This window comes from Allobosea caraganae, assembly GCF_003351345.1.
GTDB classification, from domain to species: Bacteria; Pseudomonadota; Alphaproteobacteria; order Rhizobiales; family Beijerinckiaceae; genus Allobosea; species Allobosea caraganae.
On the sequence record NZ_QQTO01000035.1, the window covers coordinates 125,925 to 142,095 of the forward strand.

The window sequence follows — 16,171 nt, forward strand, 5'->3', positions numbered from 1 at the left end:
AGGTTCCGGGGCGGCGCATCATGGCATAGAGCATGGCGGCAGTCGCGCCGGTGACATCAAGCCCTCATGGCTCGATGGCAAGCCGGCGTGGCGTCATGTCGTCCCTTGAGCCCGGCGGAGTGAGACCATTGCAGCCTGAGCAGCCCCTTACCCAGGCCCTGACGGGGTTTTCCGAGATCGCCGGCAAGTTCGACCTCTGCCTCTGCGACATCTGGGGCGTCGTCCATAACGGCGTCGCCGCCCATCGCGAGGCCGTCGAGGCGCTGGCCGCGATGCGCCGGCAGGGCATGGCGGTCGTGCTGGTCACCAATGCGCCGCGCCCGCGCCAGGCGATCCTGACGCAGCTGGCCCAGCTCGCCGTGCCGGACGAGGCCTTCGATGCGGTCGTCACCTCCGGCGACGTCTGCCGGGCGCTGATCGAGCAGCGCTCGGGCGAGCCGATGTACATGCTCGGGCCGGATCGCGACCTGCCGCTGATCGCCGGGTTGGACGCGCCGCGGGTCGCGTCGGCGCAGGCGCGCTACGTGCTCTGCACCGGCTTCTTCGACGACGAGCGCGAGACTGTCGACACCTATGCCGAGCTGCTCGACGATTTCGCCAGGCGCGGCCTGATCCTGATCTGCGCCAATCCCGACCTGGTGGTCGATCGCGGCGGCAAGATCGTGCCCTGCGCCGGCTCGCTCGCTTTGGCTTACGAGCAGCTTGGCGGGCAGGTGATCTATGCCGGCAAGCCGCACCGCCCGATCTACGAGATGGCGCTGGAACTGGCCCAAGTGAAGCGCGGCGGGCCGATCGCACGCGAGCGCGTCTGCGCCATCGGCGATGCGATCCGCACCGACATCGCCGGCGCCAACGCCTTCAACGCGACGAGCGTGATGGTGCTGGCCGGCATCCATGCGCAGGACCTTGTCGCGCAGTCCTGGGCCGAGCGTCACGACTGGTTCTCGCGCCAGACCCACCGGCCGGACTACGCGATACCGCATCTGGTGTGGTGAGGGGCGTTGAGAGCAACGCGAATTTCATGGAGCCCGCCGTCATGCTCGGGCTTGTCCCGAGCACCCACGTCTTGAACGTTCATCGCAAGCAAAGACGTGGATGGTCGCCACAAGGGCGGCCATGACGGGAAGAGGCGGTGGGACCTGCTGGTGGTCGCGGGCCGGCCTCAAGCCTGGCAGACCGACTCGATCTTGGTCTTCAGCGTCTGCGCGTTGAACGGCTTGACGATGTAGTTGTTCACGCCGGCCTTCTTGGCGGCGATGACGTTTTCGGTCTTCGACTCAGCAGTCACGATGATGAACGGCGTCTGCGACAGCGCGTCTTCTTCGCGCACGCGCTGCAACAGCTCGAAACCCGTCATCGGCTCCATGTTCCAGTCGGAGATCACCAGCCCGTATTTCTTGTCGCGCATCTTGGCGATAGCGGTGGAACCGTCGGAGGCGTCGTCGACATTCTCGAAGCCGAGCTGCTTGAGCAGGTTCCGGATGATCCGCACCATCGTCTGGTAGTCGTCGACTACGAGGATAGGCATGGATGGGTCGAGAGCCATTGCGGTGCTCCAAGCAAACAGGCATGGCGCAGGATGATGCCCGCGCCGAGGCCGCCATCTCAGGGAGGCGACCTATGGTCAGGTGTGATAGGGCAGCGGCGTTTCAAAGCCGTTAATCGAATGTTTGAGCGAGCGTTGGGTCGGTGAGAGTCTAAGCACCAAAGTCGCATGGCAGAGGTGCTTCCGCTGTGTCAGGTTATGTTGCATCGCAGCATGGTTGCCGCGGCGTTAAGGTGTTCGGACTCACGCTTATGAACAGCAGCTCCTATCAGGTCCACGCCTTCGAGGATCTTGCCGTCGGCCAGAGCGAGAGCCTGATGCGCACGGTGATGGAGCGCGACGTCTCGCTCTTCGCCGACCTGTCGGGCGACGCCAACCCGATCCATCTCTGCGACCGCTATGCCGCCAACACCAAGTTCGGCCAACGCATCGCCCATGGCATGCTGACCGCGAGCCTGGTCTCGGCACTGCTCGGCACAAAGCTGCCCGGCCCTGGCGCGGTCTATCTCTCACAGACCCTGACCTTCCTGGCGCCGGTCAAGATCGGCGACGTCGTCACCGCCCGGGTCGAGATCGCCGAACTCGTGGTCGAGCGCCGGCGCGCCCGGCTGTTCTGCGAATGCGTCGTCGACGGCAAGCCGGTGCTCGAAGGCGAGGCCTGGGTGGCGCTGCCGCCCGTGCAGGCGAAAGCGTGATCCGACGCCGCGTTCTTGACGCTGTACGCTCCAGCCGCCATTGACTGGCCCGCGCGGGCTAGAGCCGGATCGCTTCCCATGGAAACGCAAAGCGTTTCCATGGGAAGCGTGAATCCGTCTCTGTTTAAAAGTTAGAGCAGGATCAATGCAGAAAACCGGTTCCCACTTTTCTGCATCCTGCTCTGACCCCGCCGAGGCGGAACCCTTCGAGCCATGACCCGTCCTGCCGCTGCGCCGCTTCCCGGCCAGCCTCAGAGCTTCGTTCTTGACCGCGACGCAGCCGTGCCGGAGGCCCTGCGCGGCGCCGTGCTGGCGCTCGGCAATTTCGACGGCGTCCATCGCGGCCATGCCGAGCTGGCGCGGGTCGCAACCGCGATGGCAGCCGAGCGCGGCTGCGCGGCGGCGGTCTTCACCTTCGAGCCGCATCCGCGCACGGTCTTCAAGCCGGAACAGCCGGTCTTCCGCCTGACCTCGCCTGAGGTGAAGCTCGAATTGCTGGCGCAGGCCGGGCTCGTGGGCAGCTTCGTGCTGCCTTTCGACCGCGAGATCGCGGCGGTCAGCGCCGAGAGCTTCATCGACGACCTGCTGCTCGGCCGCCTCGGCGCCGCCGGGCTGGTCTGCGGCTATGATTTCCACTTCGGCAAGGGCCGCACCGGGTCGCCCGAGATGCTGCAGGCGCGGGGAGGGGCGCGTGGCGTCCCCGTTTCGGTCGTGCCGCCCTATTCCTGGCACGGCGAGCCGGTCTCCTCGACGCTCGTCCGCACCGCGCTGGAAGCGGGCGACGTCGCCCGCGCCGCCGATCTGCTCGGCCGCGTCTGGTTCGTGCGCGGCGAGATCGCCCATGGCGACAAGCGCGGCCGTGATCTCGGCTATCCCACCGCAAACATGCATCTCGCCCGCGACTGCCGCCTCAGATACGGCATCTACGCCGTCCGGATGAAGCTGGACGGCATCTGGCGCGACGGCGTCGCCAGCTTCGGCAGCCGCCCGACCTTCGACGACGGCGCGCCCAGGCTGGAGAGTTTCCTGTTCGATTTCTCCGGCGATCTCTACGGGAAGATCGTCGATGTCGTGCTCGTCGCCTGGTTGCGTGGCGAGGCGAAGTTCGATTCGCTCGATGCCCTGATCGTGCAGATGGACAAGGACAGTGCCGAGGCCCGCGCCATTCTGGCGCGTACGCCACCCTTCCTTCGCTAGCGCCAGCCTGCTAGAAGCCGGTCATGCTCGCTCATCGCGCCACGACCATAGCTTCCTTCCGGCGAATTACGGGCCCGGCTGCCGCCGCCTCGCGCTAGACCAGCGCAGGCTTGCGTGAAGCCGGGATGAGTATCGCTTTCCCCTCCCGAAGGACGCCGCGCAGCGCCGCAAGGCCCGCCCGTCCGAGATGTCCGAGCCGGAATCATGACCGACAAGCCTGACGCCCAAGACTCCAAGACGAGGGACTATTCGCAGACCCTCTTCCTGCCGCAGACGGAATTCCCGATGCGCGCCGGCCTGCCGCAGCGCGAGCCGGAGTTGCTCGCCCGCTGGGAGAAGATGGACCTCTACCGCAAGCTGCGCGAGACCGCGAAGGGCCGCGACCGCTTCGTGCTCCACGATGGCCCGCCCTATGCCAACGGCAACATCCATATCGGCCACGCGCTCAACAAGATCCTGAAGGACCTCGTCGTCCGCTCGCAGCAGATGCTCGGCCACGACTCGAACTACGTGCCGGGCTGGGACTGCCACGGCCTGCCGATCGAGTGGAAGATCGAGGAGCAGTACCGCGCCAAGGGCCTGAACAAGGACGACGTCCCGGTCGTCGAGTTCCGCAAGGAATGCCGCGCCTTCGCCGAGCATTGGGTCGACGTGCAGCGCAAGGAGTTCAAGCGCCTCGGCGTCGAGGGCGACTGGGCCGATCCCTACCTGACCATGGCCTATCCGGCCGAGGCGCAGATCGCCCGCGAGATCATGAAGTTCGCCGAGACGGCGCAGCTCTATCGCGGCTCCAAGCCGGTGATGTGGTCGGTGGTCGAGAAGACCGCGCTGGCCGAGGCCGAGGTCGAGTACGAGGAGCACGTCAGCGATACGGTGTTCGTGGCGTTCCCGCTGATCGATGTGCCCGGCCCGTTCCCGGTGTCCGGTTCCAACTCCACCGAAACGACCTTCCATGACACGGTCGAGCACGCCGCTGACCTTCGGAACGCGGCGATCGTGATCTGGACGACCACGCCTTGGACGATGCCGGGCAACCGCGCGATCTCATACTCGCGCAAGGTGCCCTATGGCCTCTATCGCGTGACAGAGGCCCCCGAAGGCAATTGGGCCAAGGCCGGAAGCCTGTATGTCATTGCCGATACGCTTGCGGAATCGGTGTTCAAGGCGGCCAAGGTCGGCGCTTACGTGCGGCTGATGACCGTAGACGCCTCCGTTCTTGAACGTTCGACCGCCGCCCACCCCCTGCGCGGCCACGGCTACGATTTCGACGTCCCGCTCCTCGACGGCGACCACGTCACCGACGATGCCGGCACCGGCTTCGTCCACACCGCGCCGGGCCATGGCCGCGAGGACTTCGACATCTGGACTGCGAGCGGCCGCAAGCTGGCCGAGCGCGGCATCGAGACCCGCATCCCCTACACCGTCGATGCCGATGGCCGCTTCACCAAGGAGGCTCCGGGCTTCGAGGGCAGGCAGGTCATCACCGACAAGGGCGAGAAGGGCGATGCCAACGAGGCCGTCATCAAGGCGCTCGCGGCCTCCGGCCATCTCGTCGCGCGCGGAAGGCTGAAGCATCAGTATCCGCATAGCTGGCGCTCGAAGAAGCCGGTCATCTTCCGCAACACGCCGCAATGGTTCATCGCCATGGACAAGGCGGTCGATGCGCTCGGCAACCGCACGCTGCGCGAGGTCGCCCTCAGTGCGATCAAGGACACGCAGTGGGTGCCCGCCGCCGGCGAGAACCGCATCAACGGCATGATCGCCAACCGCCCGGACTGGGTGGTCTCGCGCCAGCGCAGCTGGGGCGTGCCGATCACCGTCTTCGTCGAGAAGGATACGGCCGAGATACTGGTCGACGCCAGGGTCAACGCCGCCATCGCCGACGCCTTCGAAGCCGAGGGTGCCGATGCCTGGTTCACCGACACCGACGGCGCGCGTTTCCTGAAGCCCTTCGGCTACGATCCGGCCAGGTACGAGCGCGTCACCGACGTGCTCGACGTCTGGTTCGATTCCGGCTCGACTCATGCCTTCACGCTGGAGAAGCGCCCCGATCTGCGCGCCCGTCGCCGCGGCGAGGGCGGCAACGACCGCGTCATGTACCTCGAAGGCTCGGACCAGCATCGCGGCTGGTTCCATTCCAGCCTGCTCGAAAGCTGTGGCACGCGCGGCCGCGCGCCCTACGACATCGTCCTGACCCACGGCTTCTGCCTCGACGAGAAGGGCGAGAAGATGTCGAAGTCGAAGGGCAACGTCACTGCGCCGCAGGACGTCATCAAGGAATCCGGTGCCGACATCCTGCGCCTCTGGGTTGCCGCGGCCGATTATTCCGACGACCTGCGCATCGGCAAGGAGATCCTCAAGACCTTCGTCGAGACCTATCGCAAGCTGCGCAACACGATGCGCTGGATGCTCGGCACGCTGGCGCATTTCAGCGAGGACATCCGCGTCGCCGATCCCGCCTCGATGCCGGAGCTGGAGCGGCTGATGCTGCACCGGCTGGCCGAGCTCGGTCCGCAGGTGGCCGACGCCTACCGCACCTACGACTACAAGCGCGTGGTGACGCTGCTCTCGCAGTTCATGAACACCGAGCTCTCGGCCTTCTATTTCGACATCCGCAAGGACGCGCTCTATTGCGACCCGCTGTCGAGCCATGTCCGCAAGAGCGCGCTGACGGTCGTCGACCATCTCTTCCGTTGCCTGACGACCTGGCTCGCGCCGATCCTGGTCTTCACCGGCGAGGAAGCGTGGCTCGAACGCTATCCCGAGAAGAAGGCGGAGGGCTCCGTCCATCTCGAGCTCTTTGCCGAGGCGCCCGCGAGCTGGCTCGATCCCGAGCTCGCCGAGCGCTGGAGCAAGATCCGCCGCGTCCGCCGCGCCGTCACCGGGGCGCTCGAACTGGAGCGCGCCGCCAAGCGCATCGGCTCCTCGCTGGAGGCGGCTCCGGAAGTCCACGTCGCCGATCCAGACCTGCGCGCCGCCTTGCTGGGCCTCGATCTCGCCGAGGCCTGCATCACCTCCGGCGTCAAGGTCGTCGCGGGCGAGGGGCCTGCGGAGGCCTTCCGCCTTGCCGACGTGCCGGGCGTCGCGGTCGTCCCCGAGCGCGCGGCCGGCGTCAAATGCGCCCGCTCGTGGAAATATTTCGACCCGGCCACGGCCGAGCCCGGCTATCCCGACGTGACCCCGCGCGACGCCAAGGCGCTGCGCGAGCTCGGGCAGGTGGCGTAGCGCATGTCCGGGAAAAGTGGAGACCGGTTTTCCGATCAGGACATGCGCCAGGAAAGTCTGACCTCGCCGCGCCGCCTCGGCCTCTGGATCGTCGCCCTGGTCTTCGTGCTGGACCAGGCGAGCAAGCTCTGGCTGCTCTTCGGCGTCAGGATCGCCGAGAACGGCCCCTATGCGGTCACGCCCTTCATGGACATCGTGCTCGCCTGGAACCGCGGCATCTCCTACGGGCTCTTCCAGCAGTACAGCGACCTCGGGCGCTGGCTCTTGGTGGTGGTTTCCTTCGCCGCGGTGATCTGGCTCGGGCGCTGGCTCTGGAACGCGAGCGGCCGGCTCACCGTGGTCAGCCTCGCGCTGATCATTGGTGGAGCGCTCGGCAATGGCGTCGACCGGGCCGTCTACGGTGCGGTCGTCGACTTCGTCCATCTGTATTATCGCAGCTTTAGCTGGTATATCTTCAATATCGCCGACGCCGCCATCGTTGTGGGAGTGATCGGTCTGCTCTATGAGTCGCTGCGACCCGGTGCGGAAAAGGCGGCCTGAGTTCGGCTCTTGCCATCGTTTCGCCGCTCGTCTGATGTTGAGACGGGAATGAGGAAGTCCCGAGGGAGGTTTGACATGGCTTACCGCAACCGCATTCCGCAGCTCGTCGTGGCTGGTGGCTTGCTGCTGGCGGCGTCGCCGGCTTTCGCCCAGGAGGGCATGCTCTTCCAGCGCCTCATGCAGGGCGTGATGGGCAATAGCGAGGATAACATCGATTATCGCCAGCGCCCGCCGCTGGTCGTGCCGCCTTCGTCCGCGCTGCCGCGTCCGCAGGATCCGGCCTCGACGCGCAATGCCGCCTGGCCGAACGACCCGGACGTCGCCGCGCGCCGCGAGGCCGCGCGCAATTCGCTGATCCCGACCGAGAACGAGAAGTACCGCAACAACCCGATGCTGAGCCAGCAGGAGCTGCGCCGCGGCCGCACCTTGCAGCAGCAATCGGCCGGGAACATCACCACCGAAGAGCTCAACAACTACAACAACCAGATCGCGCCGATCCGCATCGGCCGCGATCTCGCCTCGCAGCGCAACCAGGACGACCTCTCCAAGCTGACCTATGGCTCCGAGCCGGCGCGTCAGCTGCTGACGGAGCCGCCGACCGGCTATCGCCGCCCCGTCGGCTCGGCGCCGCTCGGCCCCGGCCAGAGTGGTCCGGTCGAGGACAGGCAGGCCGTCGGCCAGCTCGAATTCGTGACCGGCCAGAAGCCGCCGAGCCAGTGACGGGACGGGGCGGCGCGGTCATCGCTCCGTCTTGGGCTTGAGCTCCTGGGCTTGAGGTTGTCCTCCGGCCCAAGACTGCGCCGCGCGCATGGCCGAGGCCGCGCGGGAAACATCTGCCATTCGGTTCTGGCGGTCGCCGCACCGCGTGCCTATGTTCATCAAACGCCTGCTGTCCTGTGGGCGCTGTTCCAGGGAGCTGGTCGAAGGTGAACGTGCATTTGCGCCAGAGCGAGGCTGTCCAGCCGGTCGAATCCTTCCGGCTCGGCAATGGGCTCGATGTCGTGGTCGTGCCGGATACGCGCGCGCCGGTCGTCACCCACATGGTCTGGTACCGCAACGGCTCGGCCGATGATCCGGCGGGCAAGTCCGGCATCGCGCATTTCCTAGAGCACCTGATGTTCAAGGGCACGGCGCGCTGGCCGGCCGGCGAGTTCTCCAAGATCGTCGCCGGTTATGGCGGCCAGGAGAACGCCTTCACCTCCTTCGACTACACCGCCTATTTCCAGCGCGTGCCGAAAGAGCACCTGCGCGCGATGATGGACTACGAGGCCGACCGCATGACCGGGCTGGCCTTCGACGAGAGCGTCGTCGCGCCTGAGCGCAACGTGGTGCTGGAGGAGCGGCGCATGCGCGTCGATGCCGACCCGGCCGCCCAGCTCGGCGAGGAATTCTCCTCGGCGCTGTTCGTGCACCACCCCTATGGCACGCCGGTCATCGGCTGGGAGCATGAGATCGAGGGCCTCTCGCGCGACGACGCCTTCACCTACTACCAGCGCTTCTACACGCCCGAGAACGCGATCCTCGTCGTCGCCGGCGACACCAACGCCACTGAGGTCCGCAAGCTCGCCGAGGAGACCTACGGCAAGATCGCCGGCACCGGCGCCACGCCGCTGCGCAAGCGCCCGGCCGAGCCCGACCCGCGCGCCGCGCGCCGCGTCGCGCTCTCCGATCCGCGCGTGCACCAGCCCTCGCTGCGCCGCGCCTGGCTGACGCCGACCTATCTCAGCGCCAGCGATCGCGACGAGGTCTTCGCGCTCGAACTCGCGGCCGAGATTTTGGGCGGTGGTACGACCTCGCGGCTCTACCGCAAGCTCTGCGTCGAGCAGGAGATCGCCGCCGGCGCCAGCGCCTACTTCATGGGCTCGATGGTCGACCGCGCCGCCTTCCAGCTCTCGACCAGCCCGCGCCCCGGCACCGAGATGGACAAGCTCGAAGCGGGCCTGGACGCCGCGCTCGCGACCTTCCTCGCGGAGGGGCCGAGCGAGGTCGAGCTCGCCCGCGCCCGGACGCGGCTCGTCGCCGAGACGATCTTCGCGCGCGACAGCCAGTCCTCGCTCGCCCGCATCTTCGGTTCGGCCCTCGCGGTCGGCGAGACGGTCGAAGACGTGCTGTCCTGGCCGCAGCGCATCGAAGCGGTCGGCCGCGATGCCGTGGTCGAAGCGGCCCGCCGCTATCTCAAGCCGGACCGTTCGGTCACCGGCCTGCTGTTGCCGTCGGCCTGAGGCCGGCGCCCTTCTCCAAATTGGGTGGGGCGAAGGCGCCCCGCCGTCAGGACACGTCATGAACGCGCCTATTCCCGTCGCTCCGCTCTCGCTCTCCGGCCCCGCGCTCAAGGTGCAGACGGTTCGCTCCGCCGCCGGCATCGAGGCCTGGCTGGTCGAGGAGCACAGCCTGCCGCTGGTCGCGGTCGACTTCGCCTTCGACGGTGGTGCGACCCGCGATCCCGATAATTCGGCCGGCAGCGCCTATCTCGTCTCCGGCCTGCTCGACGAGGGCGCCGGCGACCTCGACGCCGAGGCCTTCCAGGGCAAGCTCGCCGACCATGCCATCAGCCTCGGCTTCGATGCGCGCCGCGACGATTTCCACGGCCAGATGCAGACCCTCTCCAGCCATCGCGACACCGCCTTCGAGCTGCTGGCGCTGGCGCTGAACGCGCCGCGCTTCGATGCGGATGCGGTCGCGCGGGTGAAGTCGCAGGTCATCGCCGGCCTGCAGCGCCAGGCCCAGAACCCCGAGACGCTCTGCCGCAAGGCGCTCTTCGCCGCCGCCTATCCCGGCCACGCCTATGGCCGGCCGGAGCACGGCGATATCGACAGCGTCTCGCGCATGGAGCCTGCCGGGCTGAAGGCGCTCTCGGGCGGGTTGCTCACCCGCGCCGGGCTGAAGATCGTCGTGGTCGGCGACATCACCGCCGAGGAGCTGTCGCGCCGGCTCGATCAGGTCTTCGGCGCCCTGCCGGCCGGTTCGCCGCGCGTGCTTCCGCCAGAGCCGATCGCCGTCCAGGGCCTCGGCGAGACCCATGTCATCGATCTCGACGTGCCCCAGACGGTGCTGCGCTTCGTCGGCCCCGGCCCGACCTGGCACGATCCCGATTTCATCGCGGCGAGCGTGCTGAACCATATCCTCGGCGGCTCGGCCTTCACCTCGCGCCTCTTCCTCGAGGTGCGCGAGAAGCGCGGCCTCGCCTATGGCGTCTCCTCCAGCCTGCTCCCCCTACGCGAGAGTGCCCTGGTGATCGGCGGCACCGCGACGCGCAACGACCGCGCGGCGGAATCGCTCGCTGTCATCCGCGAGGAGATGCTCAAGCTCGCCAATGACGGGCCGAGCGAGCACGAGGTCGAGGAAGCCAAGCGCTACATTATCGGCTCCTACCCGCTGCGCTTCGACACCTCGCCCAAGATCGCCGGGGAGCTCCTCAACCTTGCCATCCGGGGCGACGGCCCGGACTATCTCGGCGAGCGCAACAAGCACTTTGCCGCGGTGACGCTCGACGACGTCAAGCGCGTCGCCAGGCGCTTCTTCGGCGATCCGCGCCTGCTCGTGCAGGCTGTCGGCCGCCCGGTCGGGCTCGCCTGACGGACACAGCCATCGCTCTTCTCTCCTCCCGACGACGGATCACACGCCATGTTGCAGCAAAGCTTCGATCTCGCGCTTGAATCCGGTGTCGGCCCGGGCGGCATCCCCGATGCCGCCTTCGAGAAAGCGCTGGCCGATCTTGCCCCCGCGCTCGCTCGCCTGAAGGGCGAGGCCGAGGCGAAATCCCTGCCGCTGCTCGGCCTGCCCTCCGACACCGCTGACCTGCCGCCGGTCCACGAAGCCGCCAAGCGCCTGCGCGAGGGCGCGACCGACATCCTCGTGCTCGGCACCGGCGGCTCCAGCCTCGGCGGCCAGACGCTGGCGCAGTTGACGGGCTACGGTACGACCGGCCTCTCCAGTTTCCTGCCGGAGCCGCGCGTCCATTTCATCGACAACCTCGACCCGCTCACCTACGAGGCGCTGCTCAAGAAGCTGCCGCTGAAGACCACGAAATTCGTCTCGATCTCGAAATCGGGCGGCACCGGCGAGACCCTGCTGCAGACCATTGCGGCGATCACGGCCTTGCGCGGCGCCGGCATCGCCGATGCCGGCCTCGGCTGGCATTTCCAGGGCCTGTCCGAGCCGGCCAGGCCCGGCAAGCTGCACGCATTGCGCGCGCTGCTCGAACCCTTCGGCACGCCCTTCCTCGACCATCACACCGGCGTCGGCGGCCGCTACTCGGTGCTGACCAATTGCGGCCTGCTGCCGGCCGCGGCACTCGGCCTGAACATCGAGGCGCTGCGCACTGGGGCGGCCAAGGCTTTGGCGCCGCTCGTTGCCGGCAAGGGCGTGCGCGAGGTGCCGGCTGCGCTCGGCGCGGCTTTGCACCTTGCCGCCATGCGCTCGGGCAAGGGCATCGCCGTGCTGATGCCCTATGCCGACAAGCTCGCGCTGCTGACGCGCTGGTGGGTCCAGCTCTGGGCCGAGAGCCTGGGCAAGGACGGCAAGGGCACGCAGCCGGTAGGCGCGCTCGGCCCGGTCGATCAGCATTCGCAGCAGCAGCTCTACCTCGGCGGCCCGCGCGACAAGTTCTTCACGGTGCTGACCGTCGGCGCCAAGGGCAAGGGTCCGAAGATCGATGCCGCCCTTGCCAGCGTGATCGGCGATGCGGATTTCGCCGGCAAGACGATCGGCGATCTCGTCGCGGCCCAGGGCGTCGCGATGGTCGACACCTTCGCCAAGAATGGCTGCTCGGTGCGCCGCTTCCATGTCGATCATGTCGACGAGACCGTGCATGGCGAGATCCTGATGCATTTCATGCTGGAGACGATCCTCACCGGCTACGCCATGGGCGTCGATCCGTTCGACCAGCCGGCGGTGGAGGAGGCGAAGCTCCTCGCCAAGCGCTATCTTGCCGAAGGGCGCGGCTGACGATTCGCGTTAGCCCGCCTGGTTCTTTGATTCGACGCATTTTCTCCACGCGAACCGGCAGCCACTTCGCTTGAAAATGCTTCTGCTGGGCCAGACATGACCGTTCGCCGCCTCGACCCCATCCTCGTCGATCGCATCGCCGCCGGCGAGGTGATCGAGCGGCCGGCCGCGGCCGTGAAGGAGCTGGTCGAGAACGCGATCGATGCCGGCGCCCACACCATCGCGGTGACGATCGCCGCCGGTGGTCGCGAGCTGATCCGCGTCGTCGATGACGGCATCGGCATGTCGCCGGAGGACCTGGCGCTTTGCGTCGAGCGCCACGCCACCTCGAAACTGCCGGACGGCGACCTCTTCGCCATCGACACGCTCGGCTTCCGCGGCGAGGCCCTGCCCTCGATCGGCTCGGTGGCGCGGCTCTCGATCACCACCCGCCGGCGCGAGGCCCAGCAGGGCCACGCCCTCGTCGTCGAGGCCGGCGAGAAGGGCGTCGTCCGCCCCGCTGCCGCGGCCGCCGGCACGCGCATCGAGGTCAGCGACCTCTTCATCTTCACGCCGGCCCGGCTCAAGTTCCTAAAGAGCGACCGGGCCGAGGCGCAGGCCGTCTCCGACATGCTGCGCCGGCTCGCCATCGCGCATCCCGCGATCCGTTTCTCGCTCGGCGGCGATCATGTCACCGGCTTCGACTGGCCGGCCGAGCCGATTGGCGAAGAGGGGCAGCTGCGCCGGCTCTCCCGCGCGCTCGGCCGCGATTTCCCCGAGAATGCGCTCAGGCTCGACGCCGCCCGCGAAGGCTTCCGCGTCACGGGCTTCGCCGGCCTGCCGACCTTCCATCGCGGCACCTCGGCCGGCGTGCACCTCGCCGTCAACGGCCGCCCGGTGCGCGACAAGCTCCTGCTCTCGGCCGTGCGTGGCGCCTATGCCGACGTCGTGCCCTCCGATCGGCACCCCGTGCTCTTCCTCGACGTCGGCTGCGAGCCCAACCTCGTCGACGTCAACGTCCACCCGGCCAAGAGCGAGGTCCGCTTCCGCGATCCCGCTCTGGTCCGTGGCCTCGTCGTCTCCGGCCTGAAGGCGGCGCTCGCCGAGGCCGGCCATCGCGCCACGACGACCGGCGGCGCCCGCACGCTGGAAGCCTTCCGTGCCGTCTTCGCCGGCGGCAGCAACGGCACGTCGATCCAGCGCCCGATCTTCCCGGCCGGCCCGGGTTGGACGAGCCCGTCATCCAGCTTCGGCGAACCGCCGCAATCCGGCTTCGCCGAATTCGCCGCTCCTTCCGCCGACGCCCGCGCCCATGTCGCGGAGCCCGCGCCGGATGCGCTCGACCGGCCGCTCGGCGCCGCCCGCGCGCAGGTCCACGAGACCTATATCCTCGCCCAGACCCGCGACGGCATGGTCATCGTCGACCAGCACGCCGCCCATGAGCGGCTGGTCTATGAGCGCCTGAAGGCCGAGCGCGCGCGATCGGGCATTGCGCGCCAAGCGCTGCTCCTGCCCGAGGTGGTCGAGCTCGATCCGGTCGATGCCGACCGGCTCAACGCCGCCTCCGACGATCTCGCCTCGCTCGGCCTGACCATCGAATCCTTTGGCCCCGGCGCGGTGCTGGTGCGCGAGGCGCCGAGCGCGCTGGCCGGCGGCAACCTCCAGAAGCTGGTGCGCGACGTCGCCGACACGCTTGCGGAGCACGGCGATTCCGGCTCGCTGGAGCGCCGGCTCGACCATGTGCTGGCGACCATGGCCTGCCATAACTCGGTGCGCGCTGGCCGGCGCCTGCGTCCCGAGGAGATGGACGCGCTGCTGCGCGAGATGGAGGTCACGCCCAATTCCGGCCAGTGCAACCACGGCCGGCCGACCTATGTCGAGCTGAAGCTCAGCGATATCGAGAAGCTGTTCGGGCGGCGTTAGGCGCTCCCGGACGCGGCAGGCGCCTGATGGCAAGGCGAAGGCGCGGATCCTAGAGCTGCGCCGTCATGCCGCCATCGATCATGACGGTGCTGCCGGTCATGAAAGGGTGTTCGTCCGAGGCGATGGCGAGAACGGTGCGGGCGATCTCCTCCGCCGTCGCCATTCGCCTCATAGCCGGGATCAGCCCGCCATAGAGCTCCGCGACGCGGTTGACGAAACGCTCGACCTCCCCGGCATCGCGGATATCGGCGCGGAGGAAGCGGACGTCGCCGCCCGCGCCGCGGATCGCGCGCTCGATCTCCCGTCCGAGCTCTTCGCGGCGGCCGCAGAAGCCGACGCGCCCGCCCTCGGCCGCGAAGGCCTTCACCGCGGCGAGGTCGATGCCCGAGGTGCCGCCGGTCACGATCACGACCTTGTTCGTGAATCTTTGGCCGCGAGCGCTGCCGTTCTCGTCCTGCGCTTTTGCAGCCGTGGCCGTCGAGGCTGTGAGGAGGGCCACGCTGGATAGAAACGCGCGACGGTTCGGGCCGGGTTGGGAAAGCGGTGGCATTTTAGGGTCTCTCGTGAATAAACTATACCGTATAGTAAAGTTCATTGCACTCAAGGCGGCTTGCCGCTGTCGGGGCCGGAACCTACCCTCACATGTGAGTGAAGCTGGGATTCGACGATGAGCGAAGCGCCTGCGACCGCGGGATCCGCCCGGCCGGCCGCCGCATGAGTGCGGCGTCGCAGGCCAGGCACGAGGCGATCCTGGCGGCGGCCAAGGCCGCTTTCCTGGAGGGCGGCTATCAGCTCGCGTCGATGGACCGCATCGCCGAGCGAGCCCAGACCACCAAGCGCACCGTCTACGATCATTTCGGCAGCAAGGACGCCTTGTTCTCCGCTGTCATTGCCGCAGCCTGCCGCAACGTCGTGGCGGCGCTGCCGGAGCCGGGCTCGCTGCCGAAAGACCCGCGCGAAGGGCTCGCGCAATTCGCCCGCGAGGTCGCCGACGTCATCGGCACGGTCGGCTGCATCCGCCTGCAGCGGCTCGTCATCTCCGAATCGGAGCGCCACCCGCATTTCGCCGGCATGCTCTATGACACCGCCCTGATGGGTGCCGAGAATGTCCTGGCGGATTATCTGGAGCGCTGCGTCGCGGACGACTGGCTGAAGCCGCATGATTGCCGCGCCTCGGCCCGCCTCCTCATCGACGTCATGGTCCATGGCGCGAGCTTGCGGAAGCTTTTCGCCGTCGCGGAGCGCGAGGAGGAGCAGGACGCTTCGAACGAGAAGGCCGACCATATGATCGACATGCTCATCGCGGCCTATCGGCCGCATTGAGGCAGGCGTCAGGCGCGCAGGATCAGCACCTGCGTCTCGCCATAGTCGCGCCGCTCCAGCAGCTCGAAGCCCTCGGGCAACGCGACCTCGGCATCCGCCGCCTCTTCCAGCACGATCAGCGCCTTCTCCGCCAGCCAGCCGCCCTCGCGCGCCGAGAGCAGGGACTTCTCACCCAGGCCCTTGCGATAGGGCGGGTCGCAGAACACCAGGTCGAAGGCCGGCATCGGCCCGATCGGCCCGAGCTTGGTCGCGTCGCGGCGATAGATCCGGCTCAGGCCTGCCAGTCCGAAGGCCATCTGGTTCTCGCGGATCAGCCCGCGCGCCTCGGTGCCGTCATCGACCAGCAGCGCGAAGGCGGCGCCGCGCGACAGCGCCTCGAAGGCCATGGCGCCGGTGCCGGCGAAGAGGTCGAGCACGCGCGCGCCCTCGGTCACGCCGTCATAGGCATGGGCGAGCACGTTGAAGAGCGATTCGCGCAGGCGATCCGAGGTCGGGCGTATCATCCCGATCCCCGGTTTCGGCCCGGCCAGAGGCCGGCCGCCGAAGCGTCCGCCGACGATGCGCATGGCTCTAAGCCTCAGTCACGCTTGCCGCGGGCACCGCCGCCGGGGCGCGGACCGCGGCCGCCGGGCTTGCCGCCACCCGCCGGCTTGCCGCCGAACGGCCGTCCACCACCGGGCTTGCCGCCGGGGCCACGTCCGGGCGGACGATCGCCTGAAGGCCTGCCGCCGGCGGGCCTGACGCTTGTGCCCCTCTCTGCGCCCCCGAGAAGCCGATTGATGCGGCTTGCCGTCTT

At 68.2% G+C, this 16,171-nt stretch carries 14 protein-coding genes; 11 read left to right on the forward strand and 3 right to left on the reverse strand.

The features are described from left to right. Window positions 1-119: 119 nt before the first annotated feature. Window positions 120-995 carry a TIGR01459 family HAD-type hydrolase gene (locus DWF00_RS24515; RefSeq protein ID WP_425453177.1) on the forward strand — a complete coding sequence of 292 codons (876 nt, stop codon included), beginning with the start codon at window positions 120-122 and terminating at the stop codon, window positions 993-995. A 167-nt stretch (window positions 996-1,162) separates the two neighbouring features. Here the strand turns inward: DWF00_RS24515 and DWF00_RS24520 are convergent, their stop codons facing one another. Next, on the reverse strand, window positions 1,163-1,546 hold the full coding sequence (locus DWF00_RS24520; protein WP_114830315.1) for a response regulator: 384 nt from the start codon (window positions 1,544-1,546) through the stop codon (window positions 1,163-1,165). Window positions 1,547-1,797: 251 nt separating this feature from the next. Between DWF00_RS24520 and DWF00_RS24525 the strand changes: the two genes are divergently transcribed. The 9 genes from DWF00_RS24525 to mutL all read left to right on the forward strand — a co-directional run bounded on the left by DWF00_RS24525 (window position 1,798) and on the right by mutL (window position 14,052). Further along, window positions 1,798-2,241: a MaoC family dehydratase gene (locus DWF00_RS24525; protein ID WP_114830314.1), complete on the forward strand. Its 444-nt coding sequence runs from the start codon at window positions 1,798-1,800 to the stop codon at window positions 2,239-2,241. A 213-nt stretch (window positions 2,242-2,454) separates the two neighbouring features. Beyond that, the gene (locus DWF00_RS24530; RefSeq protein ID WP_114830313.1) at window positions 2,455-3,438 is read left to right on the forward strand and encodes a bifunctional riboflavin kinase/FAD synthetase; all 984 of its coding nucleotides are present in this window, start codon (window positions 2,455-2,457) and stop codon (window positions 3,436-3,438) included. A 204-nt stretch (window positions 3,439-3,642) separates the two neighbouring features. Next, complete coding sequence (ileS, locus tag DWF00_RS24535; RefSeq protein WP_114830312.1) at window positions 3,643-6,663, forward strand: isoleucine--tRNA ligase; 3,021 nt, start codon at window positions 3,643-3,645, stop codon at window positions 6,661-6,663. Window positions 6,664-6,705: 42 nt separating this feature from the next. After that, complete coding sequence (gene lspA / locus DWF00_RS24540) at window positions 6,706-7,203, forward strand: signal peptidase II (RefSeq protein ID WP_114830311.1); 498 nt, start codon at window positions 6,706-6,708, stop codon at window positions 7,201-7,203. Between the two features lie 75 nt (window positions 7,204-7,278). After that, window positions 7,279-7,923 (forward strand): hypothetical protein, encoded by a 645-nt coding sequence (locus tag DWF00_RS24545; protein WP_114830310.1) that lies wholly within the window; start codon window positions 7,279-7,281, stop codon window positions 7,921-7,923. A gap of 206 nt (window positions 7,924-8,129) precedes the next feature. Next, window positions 8,130-9,425 carry a M16 family metallopeptidase gene (locus tag DWF00_RS24550; RefSeq protein ID WP_245974279.1) on the forward strand — a complete coding sequence of 432 codons (1,296 nt, stop codon included), beginning with the start codon at window positions 8,130-8,132 and terminating at the stop codon, window positions 9,423-9,425. A gap of 58 nt (window positions 9,426-9,483) precedes the next feature. Then, window positions 9,484-10,779, forward strand: coding sequence for a M16 family metallopeptidase (locus DWF00_RS24555; RefSeq protein ID WP_114830308.1), 1,296 nt, complete (start codon window positions 9,484-9,486; stop codon window positions 10,777-10,779). Between the two features lie 48 nt (window positions 10,780-10,827). Further along, window positions 10,828-12,150 carry a glucose-6-phosphate isomerase gene (locus DWF00_RS24560; RefSeq protein WP_114830307.1) on the forward strand — a complete coding sequence of 441 codons (1,323 nt, stop codon included), beginning with the start codon at window positions 10,828-10,830 and terminating at the stop codon, window positions 12,148-12,150. A 96-nt stretch (window positions 12,151-12,246) separates the two neighbouring features. Beyond that, window positions 12,247-14,052 carry a DNA mismatch repair endonuclease MutL gene (mutL, locus tag DWF00_RS24565; protein WP_114830306.1) on the forward strand — a complete coding sequence of 602 codons (1,806 nt, stop codon included), beginning with the start codon at window positions 12,247-12,249 and terminating at the stop codon, window positions 14,050-14,052. A 49-nt stretch (window positions 14,053-14,101) separates the two neighbouring features. On the opposite strand, the gene DWF00_RS24570 is transcribed toward mutL, so the two are convergent. After that, window positions 14,102-14,461, reverse strand: coding sequence for an SDR family oxidoreductase (locus DWF00_RS24570; RefSeq protein ID WP_210207903.1), 360 nt, complete (start codon window positions 14,459-14,461; stop codon window positions 14,102-14,104). Between the two features lie 305 nt (window positions 14,462-14,766). On the opposite strand from DWF00_RS24570, the gene DWF00_RS24575 reads away from it, so the two are divergent. Then, window positions 14,767-15,375 carry a TetR/AcrR family transcriptional regulator gene (locus DWF00_RS24575; protein ID WP_147283730.1) on the forward strand — a complete coding sequence of 203 codons (609 nt, stop codon included), beginning with the start codon at window positions 14,767-14,769 and terminating at the stop codon, window positions 15,373-15,375. Between the two features lie 8 nt (window positions 15,376-15,383). Here the strand turns inward: DWF00_RS24575 and rsmD are convergent, their stop codons facing one another. Next, window positions 15,384-15,941, reverse strand: coding sequence for a 16S rRNA (guanine(966)-N(2))-methyltransferase RsmD (rsmD, locus tag DWF00_RS24580; protein WP_114830303.1), 558 nt, complete (start codon window positions 15,939-15,941; stop codon window positions 15,384-15,386). Window positions 15,942-16,171 lie beyond the last annotated feature (230 nt).